This window comes from Arthrobacter sp. PvP023, from assembly GCF_017832975.1.
GTDB lineage: Bacteria > Actinomycetota > Actinomycetes > Actinomycetales > Micrococcaceae > Arthrobacter.
Window position 1 is genome coordinate 3,311,945 of the sequence record NZ_JAFIBI010000001.1, and the last position, 24,237, is coordinate 3,336,181.

General features: G+C 62.9%; 16 protein-coding genes and 3 rRNA genes. 3 read left to right on the plus strand and 16 right to left on the minus strand.

Going from position 1 to position 24,237, the window contains the following annotated elements; genetic code table 11:
• From JOE31_RS15210 to JOE31_RS15220, 3 genes are all read left to right on the plus strand, one after another.
• Window positions 1–1,521, plus strand: coding sequence for an MmgE/PrpD family protein (locus JOE31_RS15210; RefSeq protein ID WP_209746051.1), 1,521 nt, complete (start codon window positions 1–3; stop codon window positions 1,519–1,521).
• Complete coding sequence (gene prpB / locus JOE31_RS15215; protein ID WP_209746053.1) at window positions 1,521–2,426, plus strand: methylisocitrate lyase; 906 nt, start codon at window positions 1,521–1,523, stop codon at window positions 2,424–2,426. The genes JOE31_RS15210 and prpB overlap by 1 nt, the downstream gene beginning before the upstream one ends.
• 65 nt (window positions 2,427–2,491) lie before the next feature.
• The gene (locus tag JOE31_RS15220; RefSeq protein WP_209746055.1) at window positions 2,492–3,631 is read left to right on the plus strand and encodes a bifunctional 2-methylcitrate synthase/citrate synthase; all 1,140 of its coding nucleotides are present in this window, start codon (window positions 2,492–2,494) and stop codon (window positions 3,629–3,631) included.
• A gap of 77 nt (window positions 3,632–3,708) precedes the next feature.
• Here JOE31_RS15220 and JOE31_RS15225 read toward each other — a convergent pair whose 3' ends face one another.
• From JOE31_RS15225 to tyrS, 16 genes are all read right to left on the minus strand, one after another.
• A complete protein-coding gene (locus JOE31_RS15225) occupies window positions 3,709–4,200 on the minus strand; it encodes an 8-oxo-dGTP diphosphatase (protein WP_209746057.1) in 492 nt (163 codons plus the stop codon).
• 25 nt (window positions 4,201–4,225) lie between these two features.
• Window positions 4,226–5,218 carry a hypothetical protein gene (locus tag JOE31_RS15230; protein WP_209746059.1) on the minus strand — a complete coding sequence of 331 codons (993 nt, stop codon included), beginning with the start codon at window positions 5,216–5,218 and terminating at the stop codon, window positions 4,226–4,228.
• 2 nt (window positions 5,219–5,220) lie between these two features.
• Entirely contained in the window at window positions 5,221–5,721 is a 501-nt protein-coding gene (locus JOE31_RS15235) for an RNA polymerase sigma factor (RefSeq protein ID WP_209746060.1), read from the minus strand.
• A gap of 96 nt (window positions 5,722–5,817) precedes the next feature.
• Entirely contained in the window at window positions 5,818–6,888 is a 1,071-nt protein-coding gene (gene xerD / locus JOE31_RS15240) for a site-specific tyrosine recombinase XerD (protein WP_209746062.1), read from the minus strand.
• Entirely contained in the window at window positions 6,888–7,550 is a 663-nt protein-coding gene (locus JOE31_RS15245; protein ID WP_209746064.1) for an NUDIX hydrolase, read from the minus strand. Before JOE31_RS15245 ends, xerD begins: the two co-directional genes overlap by 1 nt.
• 27 nt (window positions 7,551–7,577) lie before the next feature.
• Complete coding sequence (locus tag JOE31_RS15250; protein ID WP_209748483.1) at window positions 7,578–9,371, minus strand: CTP synthase; 1,794 nt, start codon at window positions 9,369–9,371, stop codon at window positions 7,578–7,580.
• A 133-nt stretch (window positions 9,372–9,504) separates the two neighbouring features.
• The gene (recN, locus tag JOE31_RS15255; RefSeq protein WP_209746065.1) at window positions 9,505–11,244 is read right to left on the minus strand and encodes a DNA repair protein RecN; all 1,740 of its coding nucleotides are present in this window, start codon (window positions 11,242–11,244) and stop codon (window positions 9,505–9,507) included.
• 3 nt (window positions 11,245–11,247) lie between these two features.
• A complete protein-coding gene (locus JOE31_RS15260) occupies window positions 11,248–12,270 on the minus strand; it encodes an NAD kinase (RefSeq protein WP_209746067.1) in 1,023 nt (340 codons plus the stop codon).
• 13 nt (window positions 12,271–12,283) lie between these two features.
• The gene (locus JOE31_RS15265) at window positions 12,284–13,096 is read right to left on the minus strand and encodes a TlyA family RNA methyltransferase (RefSeq protein WP_209746069.1); all 813 of its coding nucleotides are present in this window, start codon (window positions 13,094–13,096) and stop codon (window positions 12,284–12,286) included.
• Window positions 13,097–13,098: 2 nt separating this feature from the next.
• Window positions 13,099–13,299, minus strand: a complete 201-nt coding sequence (locus JOE31_RS15270) for a hypothetical protein (RefSeq protein ID WP_209746071.1) — start codon at window positions 13,297–13,299, stop codon at window positions 13,099–13,101.
• A 22-nt stretch (window positions 13,300–13,321) separates the two neighbouring features.
• Window positions 13,322–14,314, minus strand: coding sequence for an HAD-IIA family hydrolase (locus JOE31_RS15275; RefSeq protein ID WP_209746073.1), 993 nt, complete (start codon window positions 14,312–14,314; stop codon window positions 13,322–13,324).
• Window positions 14,315–14,320: 6 nt separating this feature from the next.
• A complete protein-coding gene (locus JOE31_RS15280) occupies window positions 14,321–16,282 on the minus strand; it encodes a hypothetical protein (RefSeq protein WP_245199211.1) in 1,962 nt (653 codons plus the stop codon).
• Window positions 16,283–16,891: 609 nt separating this feature from the next.
• Window positions 16,892–17,008 (minus strand): 5S ribosomal RNA (gene rrf / locus JOE31_RS15285).
• A 228-nt stretch (window positions 17,009–17,236) separates the two neighbouring features.
• Window positions 17,237–20,372: ribosomal RNA gene (locus JOE31_RS15290) — 23S ribosomal RNA — on the minus strand.
• Window positions 20,373–20,868: 496 nt separating this feature from the next.
• Window positions 20,869–22,392, minus strand: a 16S ribosomal RNA gene (locus JOE31_RS15295).
• The 16S, 23S and 5S rRNA genes sit together here, the layout of an rRNA operon.
• A gap of 512 nt (window positions 22,393–22,904) precedes the next feature.
• Window positions 22,905–24,218, minus strand: a complete 1,314-nt coding sequence (tyrS, locus tag JOE31_RS15300) for a tyrosine--tRNA ligase (RefSeq protein WP_209746074.1) — start codon at window positions 24,216–24,218, stop codon at window positions 22,905–22,907.
• Between the last annotated feature and the right edge of the window lie 19 nt (window positions 24,219–24,237).

A 24,237-nucleotide genomic window follows, 5' to 3' on the forward strand; every position in this document is an offset into this window, starting at 1 on the left:
ATGGTCAAGGAACACCACGTCCGCGTTTACAAGAGCGAGGAAAACCTGCCCCGCGAGGACCAGCTCGCCTACAAGATCGCCAAGGTTGCCACCGATCCCGTCGCCGTCACGGACGAAGTCACCGACATGGTGATCAACCGGGTGATCGACAACGCCTCCGTGGCCATCGCCTCCCTGAACCGGGCCCCCATCGTTGCGGCCCGCGCGCAGGCACTGACCCACGGACCCACCACCGGCGGCAAGGGATCCAAGGTCTTCGGCATCGACGAACGCGTGGCACCGGAATGGGCCGCCTGGGCCAACGGCGTCGCTGTCCGTGAACTCGACTACCACGACACCTTCCTGGCCGCGGACTACTCCCACCCCGGCGACAACATCCCGCCGATCCTCGCTGTCGCCCAGCACGTCGGCTCCAGCGGACACGACCTCATCCGCGGCATCGCCACCGGCTACGAAATCCAGGTGAACCTGGTCAAGGCCATCTGCCTGCACAAGCACAAGATCGACCACGTGGCCCATCTCGGCCCCTCCGCCGCCGCCGGCATCGGCACCCTCCTCGGGCTCGACGTCGAGACCATCTTCCAGTCCGTGGGCCAGGCCCTGCACACCACCACCGCTACGCGCCAGTCGCGCAAGGGTGAGATTTCCACCTGGAAGGCGCACGCACCGGCCTTCGCCGGCAAGATGGCCGTCGAAGCCGCGGACCGCTCCATGCGCGGCCAGACGTCGCCGGTCCCGATCTACGAAGGGGAAGACGGCGTCATCGCCTGGATGCTGGACGGCCCCGAGGCTTCCTACATGGTGCCGCTGCCGACTCCCGGCGAAGCCAAGCGCGCCATCCTGGACACGTACACCAAGGAACACTCCGCCGAGTACCAGGCCCAGGCCTGGATCGACCTCGCCCGGAAGCTGCACGGCGAGCGCCCCGAGGTCACCGACCCGGCCAACGTGAAGTCGGTGCTGATCAAGACCAGCCACCACACCCATTACGTGATCGGCTCCGGCGCCAACGACCCGCAGAAGTACAGCCCCACCGCGTCCCGCGAAACACTGGACCACTCGATCCCGTACATCTTCACGGTCGCGTTGCAGGACGGCGCCTGGCACCATGTGGACTCCTACGCCCCGGAGCGGGCCGCGCGCCCCGACACCGTGGAGCTGTGGCACAAGGTCACCACGGTGGAGGACCCGGAATGGACCCGCCGCTACCACTCCCTCGACATCGCGGAGAAGGCGTTCGGCGGATCCGTTGAAATCACGCTCAACGACGGCACTGTCGTTACCGACGAGATCGCCGTCGCCGACGCCCACCCGCTGGGTGCCCGGCCGTTCGCCCGAGAGCAGTACGTCAACAAGTTCCGCACCCTCGCGGCCGGCCTCGTCGCCGAAGAGGAGATCGAACGGTTCCTTGCCGCAGCAGCCCGGCTCCCGGAACTGGCCGCCGGCGAACTGGACCAGCTGAACATCAAGGCAGCCGACGGCGTGATCGACCTCGCTGCCGCGCCGAAGGGACTTTTCTAATGCTGTATTCGAAGGTCACCCCGGAGCAGAAGCGGATCCGGTTCCGCGAGCTCCTGGCGTCCGGCTCGATCCAGCAGTTCCCGGGGGCCTTCAACCCGCTCTCGGCCCGGCTCATCGAGGAGAAGGGCTTCGCCGGGGTTTACATCTCCGGCGCCGTCCTGGCCAATGACCTGGGCCTGCCGGACATCGGGCTGACCACGCTCACCGAGGTGGCAACGCGTGCCGGGCAAATTGCCCGGATGACCGACCTGCCCAGCATTGTGGACGCCGACACGGGCTTCGGCGAGCCCATGAACGTGGCCCGCTCGGTGCAGGAAATCGAGAACGCAGGCCTCGCCGGCCTGCACATCGAAGACCAGTTCAACCCCAAGAGGTGCGGCCACCTGGACGGCAAGAACGTGGTGGACCTGGACACCGCCACCAAGCGCATCCGCGCCGCAGCCGACGCCCGCCGGGACCCCAACTTCCTCATAATGGCCAGGACCGACATCCGCGCCACGGACGGGCTGGAAGCGGCGCAGGAGCGTGCGAAGGCGCTCGTCGAGGCCGGGGCGGACGCCATCTTCCCGGAGGCCATGAAGGACCTCAGCGAGTTCCAGGCCATCCGCGACGCAGTGGACGTGCCCATCCTCGCCAACATGACCGAGTTTGGCCAGAGCGAGCTTTTCACCGTGGAGCAACTCCAGGGCGTGGGCGTCAACATGGTCATCTACCCGGTCACGCTGCTCCGTAGTGCCATGGGGGCAGCTGAGCGTACTCTGGAATCGATCAAGTCCGACGGCACCCAGGAGGCACAGGTAGAGAGCATGCTGACCCGTGCGCGGCTGTACGACCTGGTGGACTACGAGGCCTACAACCGCTTTGACACCGGGGTCTTCAATTTCAGGATTCCCGGCACCAACTGACCCCCTATTTATCCGGACTTCCGGCTCCGGCCGGCACACAGCATAAGGAACGAAGGAGTTTCAGCATGGCTGAAAATGAGATCAAAAAGGGCCTCGCCGGCGTCGTGGTGGACTACACCGCGGTGTCCAAGGTCAACCCCGACACCAATTCGCTGCTCTACCGCGGCTACCCGGTCCAGGAACTCGCAGCCAAGTGCAGCTTCGAGGAAGTGGCCTACCTGCTCTGGAACGGTGAACTGCCCACGCCGGAGCAGCTGGCCGGGTTCACGGCCAAGGAAAAGGCGGGGCGCCGGCTGGATCCGGTGGTCAAGCAGGTGATCGACGCGCTGCCCATCACCTCCCACCCGATGGACGTCTGCCGGACAGCGGCGTCCGTGATGGGAGCGCGGCATGAACTTGCCGAGGACTCCTCGCGCGAGGCAAATATGCAGAAGGCCATCGACCTGTTCGCCGCCATGCCAGCCGTGGTGGCTTACGACCAGCGCCGCCGCCATGGCCTGGAACTGGTGGAGCCCCGTGACGATCTGGGATACGACGCCAACTTCCTCTGGATGACCTTCGGTGAAGAGCAGGTGCCCGAGGTCGTGGACGCGTTCAACGTGTCCATGATTCTGTACGCGGAGCACTCCTTCAACGCCTCCACGTTTACTGCCCGGGTGATCACATCCACGCTGTCAGACCTGCATTCGGCCGTGACCGGAGCCATCGGTGCCCTCAAGGGTGCGCTCCATGGCGGCGCCAATGAAGCAGTCATGCACACCTTCGATGAGATCGGCATACGCTCCGAGGAATCCCTGGAGGACGCCGCCGCCCGGGCCAAGGCCTGGATGGAGGATGCCCTGGCGAAGAAGAAGAAGGTCATGGGCTTCGGCCACCGCGTCTACAAACACGGCGACTCCCGCGTCCCCACCATGAAGGCCGCACTGGACAAGATGATTGCCCACTACGGCCGGCCGGAGCTCCTGGGGCTCTACAACGGCCTGGAAAGCGCCATGGACGAGGCCAAGGGAATCAAGCCCAACCTTGACTACCCCACCGGCCCCACCTACCACCTCATGGGTTTCGACACCGCCACGTTCACTCCGCTGTTCGTCGCCAGCCGCATCACCGGCTGGACCGCGCACATCATGGAGCAGCTGGAATCCAACTCCCTGATCCGTCCGTTGAGCGAGTACAACGGCGTGGAAGAACGGCACCTGCCGTAATTCCGCAACCCCGGGAGTTTACGACGGCGGGCTGGTCACCTTTTCACAGGTGGCCAGCCCGCCGTCGTTCTTGGTGGTTACAGGGTCCGCAAGACGCTCACTGAAGAGGCCACCGTTTCGTTGTCGGCGTTGAGGGTGACCACGATGTCCACCGTCCCGCCTTCCAGTACCGGCGGCAGCCAGTGGTCCGCGTCCTGCCACATGCTGTCCACCGGCAGCGACAGTACATCAAACCATTCGGGGTCGATCTCCGGACTTTCCACCGGCTCGCCCTGCCACCGGCGGGTGGTGAACAGGGTGGTGTGCATGTTCCATTCCGGGCGGTGGGGAAAGACAAACTCCACCACGCCGGCAGGGCGCAGGTCCCGCTCGAGCACTATGACGCCGGACTCTTCCTGGACCTCCCGGCAGGCGGCTTCGGCGTGGCTCTCCCCCGGCTCCACATGACCGCCCAGCCCCACGATCTTGCCCCTGCCGAAGCCGGTCTTCTTGAGGCCGAGAAGGACTTCCGTTCGGCCGTCGGGCCAGTCCCGGAGCAGGAAGCAGAGGGTTACGGGCGTCGAGGTCATGGACACCAGACTAGCTGTGTTGACCTCAGCCGGCGTTGATCTGCAGCGACGTGATCATGCGCCTGGCGTTGAGGTAGCCAGGTGTCTTCATATACGCCTGTGCGTCACCGACAGTGGCAAACTCCTTTACCCCCGGTGCGTCGTCAGGCAAAGGAGCAGAGTTCACCTGCACGGCGTCAGCGAACATGTACGTGGGAGATTCTTCCGGCCCGTTGACCACGTTGTAGAACATGCACGACTTTCCATCGACGCCGGCCCTGGTGGATGTGATGCCCAATGAGGCATTGACTCCGGAGCCTGTTTCGACGGCCCGGAAAATGAATCTCGGAGTGACGTCGCTTCTACCGGGGTTGTAAGGCAGTTGCATCTCTTCGGTATCGAGCACGGAATAGGGGCGAGGCCCTTCACATCCTCCACCGAGGCCACCGTGGACCCCATAGACGAGTTCCGCGACAAACATGCCGGCATCGTCGGTGACCTCGAGCCTCACTGCGTTGCCGTCGGCATCCCCAGACAGCGGAACGACATCCCAGCTGGCAGGGTGGTCAAAGGTGACTTTTCCGTTCGCGCTTGTAAACGCCTGCCAGCCCACGTCCGGTTCGGAGGGTGCCGGCGGCGGCACTGCCGAAGCGGACGGTTTAGGAGTGTCGGCTGCCGCGGCCGAACTGCTTGCGGACGGCCCGGACGAGGGAGCTGAAGTGCTGCCGGTGTTGCTGGCGGCAGGTCCTGGCGCCGGAGAGTTGATGGACCCCATGTTGCCGGCCACCACCGCGAGGGTAACTACTGCTGCCGCCGCCAATGCCGCGACGACTGTGCGGATAGCCGTGCGGCGTTTGGACTGCCGTGCCCGGTCCAGGGAAGTGACGCCGCCGCTGTCGGTGAAGGTTCCGGAGAACGTGTGGGCGGCCTGTGCCTCTGGTTTGTCCTCGGGGACCTCAGGGCTGGCCGGGACGGTCTGCGGCCGGGTACCGGGAATCTGCGGTTTTGCGTTTTTCATGAGCTGTTCGATCCGATCCATGGCTAGGCCGTCCTTTCGTTCATCAGGTGTGCCGGGACCATGCCGGCGAATGATTTCCTGGCCCGGTGCAGGCGCACGCCTGCAGCAGAGAGGGAGCAGCCCAGGCTTTCGGCGAGTTCAGCTGTTGTCAGCCCGTCCCAGTAGGCGAGCATAAGCACTTCGCGCTGTTTGTCGTTCAGCTTTGCGAGGACGTCGGCCACGGCGTTGGATTCATTGTCGTTCGTAGCCGCTGCGGCCCTTACCTGGTCCTGCAGTCTTCGCCGCAGCAGCTGCTGACGGTGACGGCCCTTGTACTCGTTGGCCACAACGTTCCGGGCGGCGGCAACAAGCCAGCCAATCCCTGGTTGCTCGGGGAGATCCTTCTCCCAGGCAATCCTGAAAACATCTGCCGCGAGCTCCTCTGCCCGGTCTGCATCGTTGATTCGATAAGCGATATACCGGTAGATGCGTCCGAAGTGCTCCGAGTGCAAAACCGTGAATGAGCGCTCCCGTGCCCCCAACATTCGTCCCCCTGGAATCCCGTACCGACCTGCTAACAGTTAAGTGTTTGGCGGGGGCGGAATTATTACATTCGACAGAAGAATATTTCCTCCGCCAGGTCAGCCCAGCGCCCTCGGGTGGGCCGCGGCGTAAATCTCCCGCAGGGTATCTGCCGTCACCAGCGTGTAGACCTGGGTGGTGGTGACAGAGGCGTGGCCGAGAAGTTCCTGCACCACCCGCACGTCCGCACCACCTTCCAGGAGATGGGTGGCGAACGAGTGGCGGAGCGTGTGGGGCGAAACGTCCTTGGTGATGTTGGCCTTGTCTGCAGCAGCCTTGAGGATCGTCCACGCGCTCTGCCGGCTGATCCGGCCGCCGCGGGCGTTCAGGAACAGCGCCGGCGTACCCTTGCCTTTGGCGGCCAGCAGCGGCCGGCCGCGCACCAGGTACGCGTCAAGGGCACGCGCTCCGTAGGACCCAAGCGGCACCAGGCGTTCCTTGGACCCCTTGCCGAAGAGCCGGACGATGGCCGGGCCGGCCTGCTCCGTCTGGAGCGATATGTCGTCGACGTCCAGGCCCACCGCCTCGCTGATGCGGGCACCGGTGGAATAGAGAAACTCCAGCAGGGCCCGGTCCCTCAAGCCTGTAGCCGTGTCGGTACCGGCCGCTTCCAGGATCCGGGTGACTTCGTCCACACTGATGGCCTTGGGCAGCCGTTTGCCGGGCATGGGCGGGTGGACATCGCTGGCGGGATCCGCCGTCGTAATTCCTTCCAGCGCCCAGAACTTATGGAGGCCGCGGACCGCCACGACGGTCCGGGCGGCGGACCTGACACCGAGTGCTGTCCCGCCGTCGGAACCGTCGGACAATGCCTGCACAAACCCGGTGACGTGCCGCCGGGTGACATCGCCCGGGCGTTCCGGGCCGCATACGGCGAGGTAGTTCGCGTACCGGGCAAGGTCACGGCGGTAGGCGGACAACGTGTTCGCCGCCAGACCACGCTCCACGCCCATGTGCTGGAGGTAGTCGTTCACGGCGCGGTCTATGGCGTTGCGTGGCCGGCCGGAACCTTCGCTTTGTGTTTGTCCGGCACGGGTTGGTTCAGCACGCGTTGGCTCCGCACGGGTTGGTTCTGCACGCGTTGGTTCAGCACCGGCACGTTCCGGCGCGGGAGTGACGGTGCTGCCCATTAACGCTGGCTGGGATGGGCGGGCCAGGGGGCGTTTGCCGGACGCAGATGCTCGAAGTCGTCCGCGCGTGCTGCCGCGGCGGCAAGAATTCCGACGACGGCGGACGGGTTGTGCAGCCGGCCCTCCAGAACGGCCGCCACCGCTTCCTCCAACGGTGTCCAGTGCAGTTCTATCTCGGCTTCCTCATCCGTTCGGACGTGGAGTTCATGATCCGGCACGTCACTCAAATCCCGGGCGAGGTAAATGCGGATCGCCTCGCTCGAGGATCCCGGGGAGTTGAAGAAGTCGGCCAGCACATTCCAGCTGCCGGCTACCAGGTCTGCCTCCTCGGCGAGCTCACGTGCGGCGCCCACCACGAAGTCCTCGCCCTCAATGTCCAGCAGGCCGGCCGGGATCTCCCACAGGTCCATGCCGACGGGATGCCGGTACTGCTTCATCAGCAGAACTTCGCCGGCATCGTTCATCGGCAGGACTGCCACCGCACCCGGGTGGTCGATGTAGTCGCGCACCAGTTCGTCGCCGTGTTCGCTGAGCTGGAAACTGTCGCTGACGACGTCCCAGATGCGGCCTTCGTACACCTTCCGGGACGACAAAAGACGGCGCGGGCTCGGCGCATCCGAAACCTGCCGTGCAGCATTGGGGGTTTCAGGCATACCGGGCATCGCGCCGTCCTTTGATTTAGTTGGTGACTACTTGGCGGAGACCTTGCGGGCGGAGCCGCTGGCCTCAGCCGGTGCTTCCGCACTGGTTGCTTCCGCACTGTTGGCGCCGGGAAGCAGATCCCCGCCCTTCTGGTGATCCAACGCGGCCTTGACCAGGCCCGCGAACAAAGGATGCGGCCGGGTGGGGCGGGAGCTCAGCTCCGGGTGGGCCTGGGTGGCGACGTAGTACGGGTGGACCTCGCGGGGAAGCTCAACATACTCCACCAGCTTGCCGTCCGGGGACGTTCCGGAGAACACGAGCCCCTTCGCTGCAATCTGGTCGCGGTACTTGTTGTTGACTTCGTAGCGGTGGCGGTGCCGCTCGCTGACCTTGGTGGTGCCGTAGGTCTCGGCAATGACGGAACCTTCGTCCAGCTTGGCTTCGTAGAGGCCAAGACGCATGGTGCCGCCGAGGTCGCCCTTGCCGTCAACGATGTCCAGCTGCTCTTCCATGGTGGCGATGACCGGGTACTTGGAGTCCGGTTCGAATTCGCTGGACGATGCGCCCTCAAGGCCCACCACGTTCCGGGCGTATTCGATGACCATGCACTGGAGGCCCAGGCACAGGCCCAGGACCGGCAGCTTGGTTTCGCGGGCAAACTTGAGCGCGCCCAGCTTGCCTTCGAGGCCGCGGATGCCGAACCCGCCGGGCACGCAGATCGCGTCCACGCCGGAGAGCGAGTTCACGGCACCTTCGTGAGTTTCGCATTCGTCCGAGGGGACCCAGCGGATCTTGACCTTGGTGTCGTTGGCGAAGCCGCCGGCGCGCAGGGCCTCGGTGACGGAAAGGTAGGCGTCCGGCAGGTCGATGTACTTGCCGACCAGGGCGATTTCCACTTCGTGCTTCGGGTTGTGGACTGCTTCGAGCAGCTTGTCCCAGCTGGTCCAGTCAACATCCTTGAACGGCAGGTCCAGTGCACGGACGATGTAGGAGTCCAGGCCCTGGGAGTGGAGGGTCTTGGGGATGTCGTAAATGCTCGGCGCATCCGGGCAGCCGATGACGGCGTCGATGTCGACGTCGCACATGCGGCCGATCTTGTCACGCATGGCCTGCGGGACTTCGCGGTCCGAACGGATCACGATCGCCTCGGGCTGAATGCCGATGGAACGCAGCGCGGCAACGGAATGCTGCGTCGGCTTGGTCTTCAGCTCCTGGGACGGCCCGATGTACGGGACCAGGGACACATGCAGGAAGAAGACGTTGCCGCGGCCGATGTCCTGGCGCACCTGGCGGGCTGACTCGAGGAAGGGCTGCGACTCGATGTCGCCAACCGTGCCGCCGATCTCGGTGATGATAACGTCCGGAGCGTTCTTGCCCTCGGCAGGAAGCCGCATCCGGCGCTTGATCTCATCCGTGATGTGCGGGATGACCTGGACGGTGTCGCCGAGGTACTCGCCACGGCGCTCCTTGGCGATGACCGTGGAGTAGACCTGGCCCGTTGTGACGTTGGCCGAGCCTTCAAGGTTTTCATCGAGGAAGCGCTCGTAGTGTCCGACATCCAGGTCAGTCTCGGCACCGTCGTCAGTCACGAAGACTTCGCCGTGCTGGAAGGGGTTCATCGTGCCCGGATCCACGTTCAGGTAAGGATCGAGCTTCTGCATTGTTACAGACAAACCGCGTGCCCGCAGCAGGTGGCCGAGGCTCGAAGCCGTCAGTCCCTTGCCTAGCGAGGACGCCACACCGCCGGTGACGAAGATGTGTTTGGTCGTCTTGGACGAGCCCGGGAACCGGGAATTTACACGGGAATTTGATCGCTGCACCACGGAATTCGAGCCTATCATCATTTGAGCCTTCCACGGGTCGAAAATCGGATTCCCCAAATGACTCAGTCTCCCCCGCCGCTGGAACCTGATCAAGTTTTAGCTGCAAACCACGGGTGGCGGGCGGCCGATGTGACGGTTCTCGCAGTGCGGTTCAGGCCCTCTGCGGCAGCAGCTTGGCGTCGTCCAGCAGCTCCTGGGCGTGGGCCTGGGCTGTTTCGGAATCTTCCTGGCCGGCAAGCATACGGGCCAGCTCCTTGACCCTTTCCGGGCCATCGAGGAGCCGCACGTCGCTGGATGTGAACCCGGTGGCGGTGCCGCCGTCGGCCCCTCTGACCGATGTCTTAGTGACGGTGATGTGCTGGTCAGCGAACGCGGCAACCTGAGGAAGGTGCGTGACCACCAGGACCTGCACATGCTGCGCCAGCATGGCCAGCCGGCGGCCGATCTCGACGGCGGCCCGACCGCCCACGCCGGCGTCCACTTCGTCGAACACAAAGGTGGGCACCGGATCCACTGCGGCGAGCACCACCTCGATGGCCAGCATCACGCGGGACAGCTCGCCCCCGGAAGCACCCTTGCCCAGCGGGCGGGCCGGCGCACCGGAGTGGGGCTGAAGCAGGAACGAGATCTCGTCCGCCCCGTACGGCATCAGCTGGGCGGCAGGCTCGATGGTGATCACCAGGGTCGCGTCGGCCATGGCCAGCGCCTTTAGTTCGGCGCTGACCCGTGCAGAAAGATCTTTGGCGGCCTTGCCCCGGACCTTGCTGATAGCGGCGGCCTGCTTCTTCAGCTCGGCCTCGGTCCGGGCGACTTCCGCGTCCAGCGCCTCGATCCGGGTGGAGTCATCCTGCAGTTCGTCGAACCGGACGCGGGCGTTCTCCGCCCACACCAGGACCTCGTCGATGCTGGGGGCATACTTGCGGACCAGTTTGGCCAGCGCGGCCCGTCGGTCCTCGATCTCCGCGAGCCGCTCCGGCCCCTCTGAATCCAGCCCGGCCTGGTAGCTCGCCAGTTCCGTGGCGATGTCGTTCAGCAGGAAGCCGACCTCGGCCAGGCGGGCGGCTGCCGCGCCGAGTTCGGCATCGTGCTCGGCCACATGTTCCAGGGTCCGTTTCGCCGCATCCACCAACGTGGTGGCGTCGCCTTCGTCTCCGTAGTCCTCGGCGATGAGCGCCTGATGGGCGGTGTTCGCCGCAATCCGGAGTTCTTCGACGTTGGCCAGTTTCACGGCCTCCGCCTTGAGGGACTCGTCCTCACCCGGTTGCGGGTCCACCTCATCGATTTCAGCCAGCGCGATCTCCAGCGACTCTGCTTCCCGCAGCCTGTCACGAGCCGCGCCCCGCAGCGCGTCCAGCTCCGCCTGGCTGGCTTTCCAGTGGCTGTACAGGGCCTGGTAGGTACCCAGCGGGCCGGCCAAGGTGTCGCCGGCAAACTTGTCCAAGGCACCGCGCTGGGCAAGCGCCCCCTTCAGCCTGATCTGGTCCGACTGGCCGTGGACCACCACCAGGCTTTCGCCGATCTCCGCCAGGACCCCCACGGGGGCGGCGCGGCCGCCAAGGTAGGCACGGCTGCGTCCATCCGCACCCAGCCTCCGGGCAAGGATAAGTTCAGCGCCGCCGTCGAACTCCTCCACCTCAGCACCCGCCTCCAACGCGCGTACGACCGCTGCGTGCCCGGCGTCCAATTTGAGGACGGCTTCCGCCGAGGCGCTCTTCGCACCGCTCCGCACGGCGCCCGCATCCGAGCGGGCACCCAAGAGGAGGCCGACGGCGGTGACCACCATGGTCTTACCGGCACCGGTTTCGCCGGTCACCACGCTAAGGCCCGGGCCGAGCGGGAGGGTTGCGTCGGTGATGACGCCGAGGTCGCGGATTCTCAGTTCTTCAAGCATGATTCACTTCGCAGTCGTCGGATCAGTCTCGGACGTCCCGGCGAGCCGGGGACCCGCAGGCGGCGCCATGGACCTGGGGGTACGGATGACGGGTACAGGGCCGGTGTGGACGGACTCGGTCTGGGGCATGGGGCCGCGCCACCCGTGGATGGGGAGCTGGAACTTTCGGACCAACCTCGCCGAGAACGGTGTCTGGTGTGTCCGCGCGAGCCGCACGGGCGTGGCCGAGCGGGTCACTTCAACACGTGCGCCAGGCGGCAGGTCCACAGACCGGCGTCCGTCGCACCACAGCACACCCTGGGCGTCGGTACGGTTCAGGACCTCCACGGCCAGCCTGGACCGGGGCGAGACCACCAGCGGCTTGGCAAACAGCGCGTGGGCACTGATGGGAACGATCACCAGGGCTTCCACTTCCGGCCAGACCACGGGGCCGCCGGCCGAGAAGGCATAGGCCGTCGAACCGGTGGGCGTGGCCATCACCACGCCGTCGCAGCCGAACGACGTCAGCGGACGCTCGTCCACTTCCGTGACCACCTCGAGCATCCGTTCCCGGTTGCCTTTCTCGATGGCCGCCTCGTTCAGTGCCCACGTGTGCCATATCTTTTGTCCGCGGACCCAGACCTGGACATCGATGGTCATCCGTTCTTCCACCGTATAGTCGCGGCTGGCGATCCATTCGACGGTCTGCGCAAGGTCCGCCCGCTCGCTCTCGGCGAGGAAGCCCACATGGCCCAGGTTAACGCCCAGCAGCGGGACGTCCACCTCCCGGACCAGTTCGGCGGCACGGAGGATGGTGCCGTCGCCGCCCAGGACCATCACAAGCTCGACGTCGGGGAGCTGGATGTGGTCGTGGAGGATCTCCACGGGGTCTTCGAGCCGCCCGAAAAACCCCTCCATGTCTTTGAGTTCGGATTTTTGCATCACCGGAACAATGCCTGAGGCGTGCAGCTGGATGCACGCCTCCCAGGCAGCCTTCAGTGATTCCTCGCGGCCGGTGTGGGCAAGGACCAGTACACGCCTGCTCATCGGGTTCCGCTTTCTAGTGGTTCGGCCAGATTGTTCCGAGCAACGCAGCAACGGCTGCGTCCCGCTCTTCGATCTTAGGCAAGTCTGTGGTGATCCTGCGCTTTATCCACAGGAAGTATTCGACGTTTCCGTCCTGGCCGGGCAAGGGGCTTGCCGCGAGGCCGCGAAGTTCGAGGCCGGCGTCGAGCGCCGCATGGGCGACTTTTTCTACCGCCATCCGGCGTTCACGCTCGGAATTCACCACGCCGGTGCGGCCCAGCCGGTCCTTGCCGATCTCGAACTGCGGCTTGACCATCAGGACCAGGTCGCCACCGGGATGCGTGCACGCCGCCAGCGGCTCCAACACCAGGGTCAGCGATATGAACGACAGGTCAGCGACCGTCAGCGCGGCCGGGCCGCCAATCTCGTCCGGCGTCATGTAACGAACATTGAGGCCTTCGTGCACCGACACGCGGGGGTCGTCCCTGAGCTGGGGCACCAGCTGGCCGTGTCCGACGTCGACAGCCACCACATGGTCCGCACCCCGCCTGAGCAGGACCTCGGTAAAGCCGCCGGTGGACGCACCGGCGTCCAGGCAGCGCTTGCCTTGAGCCGTGACTTCCGGAAAGGCCTCCAGTGCCCCGGCCAGTTTGTGGCCGGCCCGGCTCACGTAGCTGTCCTGCCCGTCATCGGCTACGTCCAGGGGCGTGAGGTCATCCACCTGGGCGGAGGCTTTCGCGAGAACGGTGCCGTCGGAGCTGACTTTGCCTTCGGCGATCAGGCGCGCGGCGTGGGTGCGGGATCTCGCCAGCCCACGGGTGACGAGCATTTGGTCAAGCCTGGCCATCCTCAGTTGTCACCCGCAGCGGACGGATCGTCGTCGTTGAGCGCATCCAGCAGGGCATCGTGAAGTGCCGCGTAGGCATCGGCGTGCCCGGCAACCGGGAGCCCTTCAATGGCAGCCAGCCGGTCCAGCGCAGCGTCGACTGACGCGTCGCCGACCGGTCTCATGCTGCGGCCGGCTTCCGGAAAGTTGTTCAGCTCGGTCATCTGTCCAGTCTAGTGATCCGGATTAGTGCGTCAGCCACTCGATGGCCGGCGTCAGGGCAGTTTCCGCCTGCGGATTGGCCGTCCACCACGCGGAGCAGGCTGCCCGCCACGAGTCGAGGTCTCCCGGAACTCCGCTGATGTGGACCGTCTCTCCGCGCACAACGGCGGAGGCCGAACCGCAACGGAACGTGCCGCCGTCGTGCTCTTCCACAGCGGGGTACGGGCGGTACAGATCGCTGAGGTCGTTGATGAGGAAGTCCGGCCGCTCGGCCGTGCGGGCGGCGAGGATGGATTCCCGGGTGTCGACGCCGGTGAGCACTGCCACCGTGGCAAATCCGGCGTTGTTCCCGCCGAGGATGTCGGTGTCCAGCCGGTCGCCCACGACGAGCGGCCGGTCGGAGGTGAGCCGTTTGGCGGCGGTGCGGAACAGCGGAGCCTCGGGCTTTCCGGCCACCAGGGGCCGCTGTCCGGTGGCCGCAGCAACGGCAGCCACCAGGGTTCCGTTCCCCGGAGCGATGCCGCGGGCCTGCGGAATGGACATGTCCGTGTTGGTGGCAACCCACAGGGCGCCGCCGGCGATGACGTACGAAGCCTCAGCGAGGTCCCTCCAGCCGATCTCGGGATTGAATCCCTGGACCACCGCCACCGGGTTGTCCTTGGCACTGTGGACGGGTGTCAGCCCAACCAGTTCCACCTCATGCGCCAGCGCCGGGCTCCCGGTCACCAGGACCCGCGCCCCCGCCGGAAGAAGTCCCGCCAGCAGCTCGCCGGCAGCCTGCGAGGAACTGACCACCTGCTCGTCTTCGGCAGGCGCGCCAAGCTCACGCAGGTGCGCCGCCACCTGGGCGGGGGTCCGGGACGCGTTGTTGGTCACGTAGCCAAGTCCGATGTCGATACCCGCCAGTTGGCGGAGGGCCTCGACGGCGCCCGGGATGGCGTGGGGACCGGCGTAGACAACACCGTCAAGGTCGGACAGGAGGGCGTCGAACCGGGAAATCAATGAAGCACCGCTCATGCGCAGTTATTCCCTTTCGCGGTCCGACTGTGCGGTGTCCGCATCGCCGGCGTCCTGGACGGCGTCCTCGGTGGTGCCGTATCCGCTGGTGCCCTCTTCGAGTTCGTCCTCCTCAACGGAGTCCTCGTCGGATTCAGCGTCGTCGGATTCAAAGTAGTCCGCTTCGGCGTCGTCGGAGCCCTCATCCAGGACAGCAGCATCTGATACGGCGGCGTCCGATGCGGCAGCTTCGACCACGGCCGACTGGCTGTCGTCACGGACACCCGGCGACGGGGCGGGCGCACTGGCAGCCTGCTGCTGAGCGAGCAAGCGGCGCCTTGCTTCCTCTTCGCGGGCTTCTTCTTCCTCGTCCCAGCCGAGGTCGATGATGTCAGGTTCCTCGTCTTCTCCGAGGCCCAGGGCGTTTTCCGCAACAACGGCCTGGCGCTGCCACTTCGCCGCTTCCTCGGTCCGTCCTACTGCCGCGAGGGCGTCACCGTAGGCGCGGAAGAGGCGGGGGCTGTAGGAGAAGGCGCGGTTGATGTCCAACTGGGCAATTTCCAGTTCGGCCACGGCCGCGTCCAGCTGGCCCAGGTCGGTGCGGGCGCCGGCGGCCACGATGGCCAGTTCAACCTTGCCGGGTGCGTCGAGGTCATTGGCTTCCTCGGAACGGGCCACGTCAAGGGCACGGTCCGGCCGTCCCAGGCCGCGTTCGCAGTCGGCCATGACGGGCAGGTGCACGTTGGAGCCACTAATACGGCGGTAGGTGCGGAACTCGCGCAGGGCTTCACCGTAGTGGCCTGCGGCGTAAGCGGTCAGACCCACCGCCTCGCGCACTGCCGAGAGACGTCCGCCGCGGCGGCTGGCAGCCAGGGCATGCTGGAAGGCAAGCTCCGGCTCTTCGTCGATGAGGCGGCCTGCCATTACCAGGTGGCGTGCAACCCACTCTGCGCTCTTGGGCTCGAGGGTCTTGATCTCATGCTTGGTTGCGCGGTCCAGCTCCTGGCCGGTGACATCTTCGTCGATCTGGGGAGAGCGCTCACGATCCGGGCGGTTGGCGCTGCGCAGGTCACGGGCGTTCGGTACGCGTGCGGGGCGGTCCTCGGGACGGTCGCGTCCGAAGTCGCGGGGGCCTGAATCGCCACGGTCGAAGCTGCGGGGCGCCCGTTCCTGGCGGTCACCAAACGGTTTACGGTTGTCCCCGCCACCGTAGCTGCGACGTTCGCCGTCGCCTTCCCGGCGCGGGCGATCACCAAACGGCTTACGGTCACGGTCACCTGCACCGAACGGCTTACGGTCACGGTCGCCTGCACCGGCGCCGAAGCTACGGCGTTCGCCGCCTTCACGGGACGGACGATCACCGAACGGCTTACGGTCACGGTCACGGTCACCTGCACCGAACGGCTTACGGTCACGGTCACCTGCACCGGCGCCGAAGCTACGGCGTTCGCCGCCTTCACGGGACGGACGATCACCGAACGGCTTACGGTCACGGTCACGGTCACCTGCACCGAACGGCTTACGATCGCGGTCACCTGCACCGAAGGGCTTCCGGTCGCGGTCGCCTGCGCCGAAGCTGCGGCGTTCGCCGCCTTCACGGGACGGACGATCACCGAACGGCTTACGGTCACGGTCACCTGCACCGAACGGCTTACGATCACGGTCACCTGCACCGAACGGCTTACGGTCACGGTCACCTGCACCGAACGGCTTACGATCACGGTCACCTGCACCGAACGGCTTACGATCACGGTCACCTGCACCGAAGCTACGGCGCTCCCCACCCTCACGGGACGGACGATCACCAAACGGCTTACGATCAGCGCCTTCACGCGACGGACGGTCACTGCGATCATCCTTTGCGCGGAATCCGCGGGGATCCCCGCCGGAATTATTCGAGGCGCGGTACGGTCCCCCGCCCGAAGGTCGGCCGCCTCCGTAGCTGCCGCGGTCTTTACCGTTTCGATTTCCGCCGTTGTGCTCAGCCATGTTGGATTCCTCCTGTTGTGAGCCGACCACTGGCGCAATCGCAGCCGCTCTTATCCGTGTTTCGTTATCCTACGCAACCCGAAATAAAGCGCTTCGAAGTCCGTACATCTCATGCAATTCTAGGCGAGTCACCGCTCACCAACTAACTGCCACAGCCACGGAAGCTGCTCTCGTGGCAAGCCTCACAGGGACGCGGATCCGTGTCAGCGTCTGGCCCAGTAAGGGCACCGGTCCAAGTAGCTGCTCAGGCGAAATCCAGGAGCAGCCGGCGGACCTCCCCCGGTGACGCTCTCTCAGCTTACGCACTCCCCCGGGCGACGCTCGCTCAGTTGTGGCGGGTGGTTTCCGGATGCTCTCGCGGTTGTGGCGGGGGTTCGAGGGCGGTGCCTGGTTCGGGTGCCCGGGCGGGCGGCCGCCGGATGTGGGAGAGGGTCCGGTAGAAGGGGTGCCGGATGTGGGAGAGGGTCCGGCAAAAGGGGTGCCGGGTCTGAGAGAGGGTCCGGCAAAAGGGGTGCCGGGTCTGGGAGAGGGTGTGGGGGGTGGGTTTTGGTGGTTAACGTGGGAGAGCCCCAACCAGTTGCCTGGTTGGGGCTCTCGACCTGAATGATGTTCCGGCGGTGACCTACTCTCCCACACCCTCCCGGGTGCAGTACCATCGGCGCTGTGGGTCTTAGCTTCCGGGTTCGGAATGGGACCGGGCGTTTCCCCCACGCTATGACCGCCGTAACCCTTCTACCCGTCACACGCCCCGGGGGGTGTGTGTGGGAAATCTGTGGTTACAACATGCTCCTGCCGGTCAGGGCAGGTGTGGTGTTGTTATTTTGTTGTGGTTTTGTTCCTGCAACGCAACGGGTTTGTTGGTTGGGAACCACATAGTGGACGCAAGCAGTCTTGTTTTCTTTTTACCCCTTTCATGGTGTGAACGTCTTTTGAATCCGTTCACGAAAGGGGTGTGTGGTGTAAGTTATCGGCCTATTAGTACCGGTCAGCTTCACGAGTCGTTAGTCCTCGCTTCCACATCCGGCCTATCAACCCAGTGGTCTGGCTGGGGGCCTCTCACACACAAGGTGTATGGAAATCTCATCTCGAAGCGAGCTTCCCGCTTAGATGCTTTCAGCGGTTATCCCATCCGAACGTAGCTAATCAGCGGTGCACTTGGCAGTACAACTGACACACCAGAGGTTCGTCCGTCCCGGTCCTCTCGTACTAAGGACAGCCCTTCTCAAATTTCCTGCGCGCGCAGCGGATAGGGACCGAACTGTCTCACGACGTTCTAAACCCAGCTCGCGTACCGCTTTAATGGGCGAACAGCCCAACCCTTGGGACCTACTCCAGCCCCAGGATGCGACGAGCCGACATCGAGGTGCCAAACCATGCCGTCGATATGGACTCTTGGGCAAGATCAGCCTGTTATCCCCGAGGTACCTTTTATCCGTTGAGCGACGGCCATTCCACAATGTACCGCCGGATCACTAGTCCCGACTTTCGTCCCTGCTCGAGATGTCTCTCTCACAGTCAAGCTCCCTTGTGCACTTACACTCGACACCTGATTGCCAACCAGGCTGAGGGAACCTTTGGGCGCCTCCGTTACTTTTTAGGAGGCAACCGCCCCAGTTAAACTACCCATCAGGCACTGTCCCTGACCCGGATTACGGGCCGAAGTTAGATGTCCAAAGTGACCAGAGTGGTATTTCAACGATGACTCCACCCGAACTGGCGTCCGGGCTTCAACGTCTCCCACCTATCCTACACAAGCCACTCCGAACACCAATACCAAACTATAGTAAAGGTCTCGGGGTCTTTCCGTCCTGCTGCGCGTAACGAGCATCTTTACTCGTACTGCAATTTCGCCGAGTTTATGGTTGAGACAGCGGGGAAGTCGTTACTCCATTCGTGCAGGTCGGAACTTACCCGACAAGGAATTTCGCTACCTTAGGATGGTTATAGTTACCACCGCCGTTTACTGGGGCTTAAATTCTCAGCTTCGCCTTGCGGCTAACCGGTCCTCTTAACCTTCCAGCACCGGGCAGGAGTCAGTCCGTATACATCGTCTTGCGACTTCGCACGGACCTGTGTTTTTAGTAAACAGTCGCTTCCCCCTGGTCTCTGCGGCCCCGATCCCCTCCGGACAGCGTGTGTCCATCAAGGTTGGGGCCCCCCTTCTCCCGAAGTTACGGGGGCATTTTGCCGAGTTCCTTAACCATAATTCTCTCGATCGCCTTAGTATTCTCTACCTGATCACCTGTGTCGGTTTGGGGTACGGGCGGCTAAAACCTCGCGTCGATGCTTTTCTAGGCAGCATAGGATCACCGAATCCCCCCTAAAGGGGTCCCGTCAGGTCTCAGGCATCATGAACGGCGGATTTGCCTACCGTTCGCCCTACATCCTTGGACCGGGACAACCATCGCCCGGCTCGGCTACCTTCCTGCGTCACACCTGTTAATACGCTTACCTCCCAGGATCAGGTCCCGCGCTCCACCAAAACCCTCACACCACAAGGGTGATCGGGCAGGTCTCGGGCGGTTAGTATCCCCTGTTCAGCATGGGCGGTTTTTCGCCGGTACGGGAATATCAACCCGTTGTCCATCGACTACGCCTGTCGGCCTCGCCTTAGGTCCCGACTTACCCAGGGCAGATTAGCTTGACCCTGGAACCCTTGATCATTCGGCGGACGGGTTTCTCACCCGTCTTTCGCTACTCATGCCTGCATTCTCACTCGTGTAGGCTCCACCGCTGGTTTACACCGCGACTTCACTGCCCACACGACGCTCCCCTACCCATCCACACTCCTGAACCAACCCCACAAGGAGGCGGCTTGGATAAAATGTGAATGCCACAACTTCGGCGGTGTACTTGAGCCCCGCTACATTGTCGGCGCGGAATCACTTGACCAGTGAGCTATTACGCACTCTTTTAAGGATGGCTGCTTCTAAGCCAACCTCCTGGTTGTCTTCGCAACTCCACATCCTTTCCCACTTAGCACACGCTTAGGGGCCTTAGTTGGTGGTCTGGGCTGTTTCCCTCTCGACTATGAAGCTTATCCCCCACAGTCTCACTGCTGCGCTCTCACTTACCGGCATTCGGAGTTTGGCTGACGTCAGTAACCTTGTAGGGCCCATTAGCCATCCAGTAGCTCTACCTCCGGTAAGAAACACGCAACGCTGCACCTAAATGCATTTCGGGGAGAACCAGCTATCACGAAGTTTGATTGGCCTTTCACCCCTACCCACAGCTCATCCCCTCCATTTTCAACTGAAGTGGGTTCGGTCCTCCACGACGTCTTACCGTCGCTTCAACCTGGCCATGGGTAGATCACTTCGCTTCGGGTCTAGATCACGCCACTGCAACGCCCTATTCAGACTCGCTTTCGCTACGGCTGCCCCACACGGGTTAACCTCGCGACGTAACACTAACTCGCAGGCTCATTCTTCAAAAGGCACGCCGTCACCAGAATCAGACTGGCTCCGACGGATTGTAAGCACACGGTTTCAGGTACTGTTTCACTCCCCTCCCGGGGTACTTTTCACCTTTCCCTCACGGTACTGGTCCGCTATCGGTCATTAGGGAGTATTTAGGCTTATCAGGTGGTCCTGACAGATTCGCACGGGATTTCTCGGGCCCCGTGCTACTTGGGATACTTCCCAGGCGGTACACAACATTACGGTTACGGGGCTCACACCCTCTCTGGCCGGCCTTTCAAGACCGTTCACCTATGCCTGCACATCACACCTCGCTGTCCCGGCAGAGACAGCACGGAAAGTCCCGCAACCCCGACCATGCAACGCCCGCCGGCTATCACACATGGAACGGTTTAGCCTGATCCGCGTTCGCTCGCCACTACTAACGGAATCACTATTGTTTTCTCTTCCTGCGGGTACTGAGATGTTTCACTTCCCCGCGTTCCCTCCACGCACCCTATGTGTTCAGATGCGGGTCACCAGGCAACTCGCGTCCCTGGCGGGGTTTCCCCATTCGGACACCCTGGGATCACAGTCCGGTTATCGACTCCCCCAGGCTTATCGCAGATTCCTACGTCCTTCTTCGGCTCCTAATGCCAAGGCATCCACCGTGTGCTCTTAAAAACTTGACCACAAAAGATCAAAAACGCTAATTTTCGAGAGAACCACAGAAACCAATCCCCCACCCCGAAAGGCGAAGAACCAGATCCAGGTTCATATTCTTGGAAATTGCTTCTTATAAAAGATGCTCGCGTCCACTATGTAGTTCTCAAACAACAACCCCGTACCACACACCCCACACACGCACCCCCGCAAAGGGACAACAACCGTGTGATCGGTGCAGCCAGGAAACCAGAAACAAACAAAACCCGGGAAGAAACCCTCCCGGTCCTGTTGCCTCAGGACCCAACAGTGTGCCAAACACTAAACCGCCTGCGCCCCGCCCCCGCCGTTCCAGGACACTCAAGAGCATCCGTACTGGGCAAGGACAAAACCATGCGGCCGCTATTTGCTGATATTCCACCCGTGAGCACCCGCCGCAGAACTATCGTCTGCGCAACGGGCGTACTCCTGACAACACCACCACACCCGCATACACGGGGCAGGGTTGCTGTAGGTGCTCCTTAGAAAGGAGGTGATCCAGCCGCACCTTCCGGTACGGCTACCTTGTTACGACTTAGTCCCAATCGCCAGTCCCACCTTCGACAGCTCCCTCCCACAAGGGGTTAGGCCACCGGCTTCGGGTGTTACCAACTTTCGTGACTTGACGGGCGGTGTGTACAAGGCCCGGGAACGTATTCACCGCAGCGTTGCTGATCTGCGATTACTAGCGACTCCGACTTCATGGGGTCGAGTTGCAGACCCCAATCCGAACTGAGACCGGCTTTTTGGGATTAGCTCCACCTCACAGTATCGCAACCCTTTGTACCGGCCATTGTAGCATGCGTGAAGCCCAAGACATAAGGGGCATGATGATTTGACGTCGTCCCCACCTTCCTCCGAGTTGACCCCGGCAGTCTCCCATGAGTCCCCGCCATTACGCGCTGGCAACATGGAACGAGGGTTGCGCTCGTTGCGGGACTTAACCCAACATCTCACGACACGAGCTGACGACAACCATGCACCACCTGTGAACCGGCCCCAAAGGGGAAGGACTGTTTCCAGCCCGGTCCGGCCCATGTCAAGCCTTGGTAAGGTTCTTCGCGTTGCATCGAATTAATCCGCATGCTCCGCCGCTTGTGCGGGCCCCCGTCAATTCCTTTGAGTTTTAGCCTTGCGGCCGTACTCCCCAGGCGGGGCACTTAATGCGTTAGCTACGGCGCGGAAAACGTGGAATGTCCCCCACACCTAGTGCCCAACGTTTACGGCATGGACTACCAGGGTATCTAATCCTGTTCGCTCCCCATGCTTTCGCTCCTCAGCGTCAGTTAATGCCCAGAGACCTGCCTTCGCCATCGGTGTTCCTCCTGATATCTGCGCATTTCACCGCTACACCAGGAATTCCAGTCTCCCCTACATCACTCTAGTCTGCCCGTACCCACCGCAGATCCGGAGTTGAGCCCCGGACTTTCACGGCAGACGCGACAAACCGCCTACGAGCTCTTTACGCCCAATAATTCCGGATAACGCTTGCGCCCTACGTATTACCGCGGCTGCTGGCACGTAGTTAGCCGGCGCTTCTTCTGCAGGTACCGTCACTTTCGCTTCTTCCCTACTGAAAGAGGTTTACAACCCGAAGGCCGTCATCCCTCACGCGGCGTCGCTGCATCAGGCTTTCGCCCATTGTGCAATATTCCCCACTGCTGCCTCCCGTAGGAGTCTGGGCCGTGTCTCAGTCCCAGTGTGGCCGGTCACCCTCTCAGGCCGGCTACCCGTCGTCGCCTTGGTGAGCCATTACCTCACCAACAAGCTGATAGGCCGCGAGTCCATCCAAAACCACAAAAAGCTTTCCACCCCCCACCATGCGATGAGGAGTCATATCCGGTATTAGACCCAGTTTCCCAGGCTTATCCCAGAGTTAAGGGCAGGTTACTCACGTGTTACTCACCCGTTCGCCACTAATCCCCCCACAAGTGAGGTTCATCGTTCGACTTGCATGTGTTAAGCACGCCGCCAGCGTTCATCCTGAGCCAGGATCAAACTCTCCGTTGAAGTAAAACAAAAACAGACACAACCAGGAACCACGGGAAAACGCGGAACCAGACTGCACAAAATTTGAAACCAGCTGTAAAAACCAGACCACACCACGGGGTGGCGGATCCAGTCAATTCAACCAATCCATAAAATAAATTGGTATCAACAAACTTGGCACACTATTGAGTTCTCAAACAACAGACACATTCGAATACTTTTCAAACAAATATTTGAATTCCAGTGAATTCTTTGTTATCATTTCTTCGCTGCGATGTTTCTAGCTTATTTCATTCAATTCCACTTTGCAAATCCGGCTATTCTCCCGAAATTCACTTGGTGGAGTGAATCCGCCCAGCAAAATGCGAAGCAACTTCTCATCTTTGCGCCTTGCGCATGAAGAATTGCTTCTCATTTGTAGGGGGTTTGTCACCACTCAGCGGCGGCGACTCAGAAAACATTACACGCTCCTCCCCGGCCGCGCAAATCGGCCGGAAAGGAGCGTGCATATGACTTCTTGGGTGCGCCTTATCCTAGGAAGCTGCCACTTCCACAGTTGCCAGGTTTTTCTTCCCGCGGCGCAAGAGCAGGTAGCGCCCGTGCAGGAGTTCGCTGCCCGGAATAACTGCATCAGGATCGGTGACCTTGGTGTTGTTGACGTAAGCGCCGCCTTCGCCCACCGTCCGGCGGGCGGCCGACTTGCTGTCCGAGAGTCCCGAGGCCACGAGCAGATCCACAATGCCCATCCCCTCCGAGTCAACACGCGCCGACGGCAGTTCGGCTGTGGCGGCCGAAAGCGTCTGCTCGTCCAGCGCAGCGAGATCGCCGCCGCCGAAGAGTGCCGCCGAGGCAGCGATGACCTTCTCCGTTGCCTCCACGCCGTGGACCAGCGAGGTCACTTCGAACGCAAGCCGGCGCTGCCCTTCGCGGGCGAAGGGACGCTCGGCAATGGAAACCTCCAGGGCTTCTATCTCTGCGCGGGTCAGGAACGTGAACACCTTCAGCCTCGCGGCAACGTCGGCATCAGCAGTGTTGAGCCAGAACTGGTAGAAGGCGTAGGGGCTGCACATCTCCGGATCAAGCCAGATGGCGTTGCCTTCGCTCTTTCCGAACTTGGTGCCGTCCGAATTGGTGATGAGCGGCGTGCCAAGGGCATGCACGTGCTTGCCCTCCACCTTGCGGATAAGTTCGGTACCGCTGGTGAGGTTGCCCCACTGGTCCGAGCCGCCGGTCTCCAGGACACAGCCGTAGTCACGGAAGAGCTGGAGGTAGTCCATGCCCTGCAGGATCTGGTAGCTGAACTCGGTGTAGCTGATGCCCTCATCCGAACTGAGGCGGGAGGCAACGGCGTCCTTGCGGAGCATGGTGCCGACCCGGAAGTGCTTGCCGATTTCGCGAAGGAAGTCGATGGCGCTAAGCGGGGCCGTCCAGTCGAGGTTGTTGACCATCCTGGCGGCGTTGTCGCCGTCAAAGCTCAGGAAGCGACGCACTTGGGCCTGAAGGTACCCGACCCATTCGGAAACGGTGTCCTTGGTGTTCAAGGTGCGTTCCGCCGTCGGCCTCGGATCACCGATCAGGCCGGTGGATCCGCCTACCAGGCCCAACGGCTTGTGGCCGGCGAGCTGAAGGCGGCGCATCAGGAGAAGCTGCACGAGGTTGCCCAGGTGCAGGCTGGGAGCGGTTGGATCGAACCCGCAGTAATAGGTGATCGGGTCCCCGGCGAGCAGCTTTTCCAGTTCCACTTCGTCAGTGGACACGTGGACCAGGCCGCGCCAGTTGAGCTCTTGCCAGATATTGGCAAAGGTCGGATCGTTCTGCTGGGACTCGAGATCATTTAGTTGGGACACGTGATCTAAGTTAGCAGGA

What these genes read in the sequence shown, in the direction of transcription:
- JOE31_RS15220 (WP_209746055.1), top strand. Translation starts at nt 2,492, where the DNA reads ATGGCTGAAAATGAGATCAAAAAGGGCCTCGCCGGCGTCGTGGTGGAC.
- xerD (WP_209746062.1), bottom strand. Translation starts at nt 6,888, where the DNA reads ATGGGCAGCACCGTCACTCCCGCGCCGGAACGTGCCGGTGCTGAACCA.
- JOE31_RS15275 (WP_209746073.1), bottom strand. Translation starts at nt 14,314, where the DNA reads ATGAGCGGTGCTTCATTGATTTCCCGGTTCGACGCCCTCCTGTCCGAC.
- JOE31_RS15265 (WP_209746069.1), bottom strand. Translation starts at nt 13,096, where the DNA reads ATGGCCAGGCTTGACCAAATGCTCGTCACCCGTGGGCTGGCGAGATCC.
- recN (WP_209746065.1), bottom strand. Translation starts at nt 11,244, where the DNA reads ATGCTTGAAGAACTGAGAATCCGCGACCTCGGCGTCATCACCGACGCA.
- JOE31_RS15250 (WP_209748483.1), bottom strand. Translation starts at nt 9,371, where the DNA reads ATGATAGGCTCGAATTCCGTGGTGCAGCGATCAAATTCCCGTGTAAAT.
- JOE31_RS15230 (WP_209746059.1), bottom strand. Translation starts at nt 5,218, where the DNA reads ATGGATCGGATCGAACAGCTCATGAAAAACGCAAAACCGCAGATTCCC.
- JOE31_RS15225 (WP_209746057.1), bottom strand. Translation starts at nt 4,200, where the DNA reads ATGACCTCGACGCCCGTAACCCTCTGCTTCCTGCTCCGGGACTGGCCC.
- JOE31_RS15245 (WP_209746064.1), bottom strand. Translation starts at nt 7,550, where the DNA reads ATGCCCGGTATGCCTGAAACCCCCAATGCTGCACGGCAGGTTTCGGAT.
- prpB (WP_209746053.1), top strand. Translation starts at nt 1,521, where the DNA reads ATGCTGTATTCGAAGGTCACCCCGGAGCAGAAGCGGATCCGGTTCCGC.
- JOE31_RS15270 (WP_209746071.1), bottom strand. Translation starts at nt 13,299, where the DNA reads ATGACCGAGCTGAACAACTTTCCGGAAGCCGGCCGCAGCATGAGACCG.
- JOE31_RS15235 (WP_209746060.1), bottom strand. Translation starts at nt 5,721, where the DNA reads ATGTTGGGGGCACGGGAGCGCTCATTCACGGTTTTGCACTCGGAGCAC.
- JOE31_RS15210 (WP_209746051.1), top strand. Translation starts at nt 1, where the DNA reads ATGGTCAAGGAACACCACGTCCGCGTTTACAAGAGCGAGGAAAACCTG.
- JOE31_RS15280 (WP_245199211.1), bottom strand. Translation starts at nt 16,282, where the DNA reads ATGGCTGAGCACAACGGCGGAAATCGAAACGGTAAAGACCGCGGCAGC.
- JOE31_RS15260 (WP_209746067.1), bottom strand. Translation starts at nt 12,270, where the DNA reads ATGAGCAGGCGTGTACTGGTCCTTGCCCACACCGGCCGCGAGGAATCA.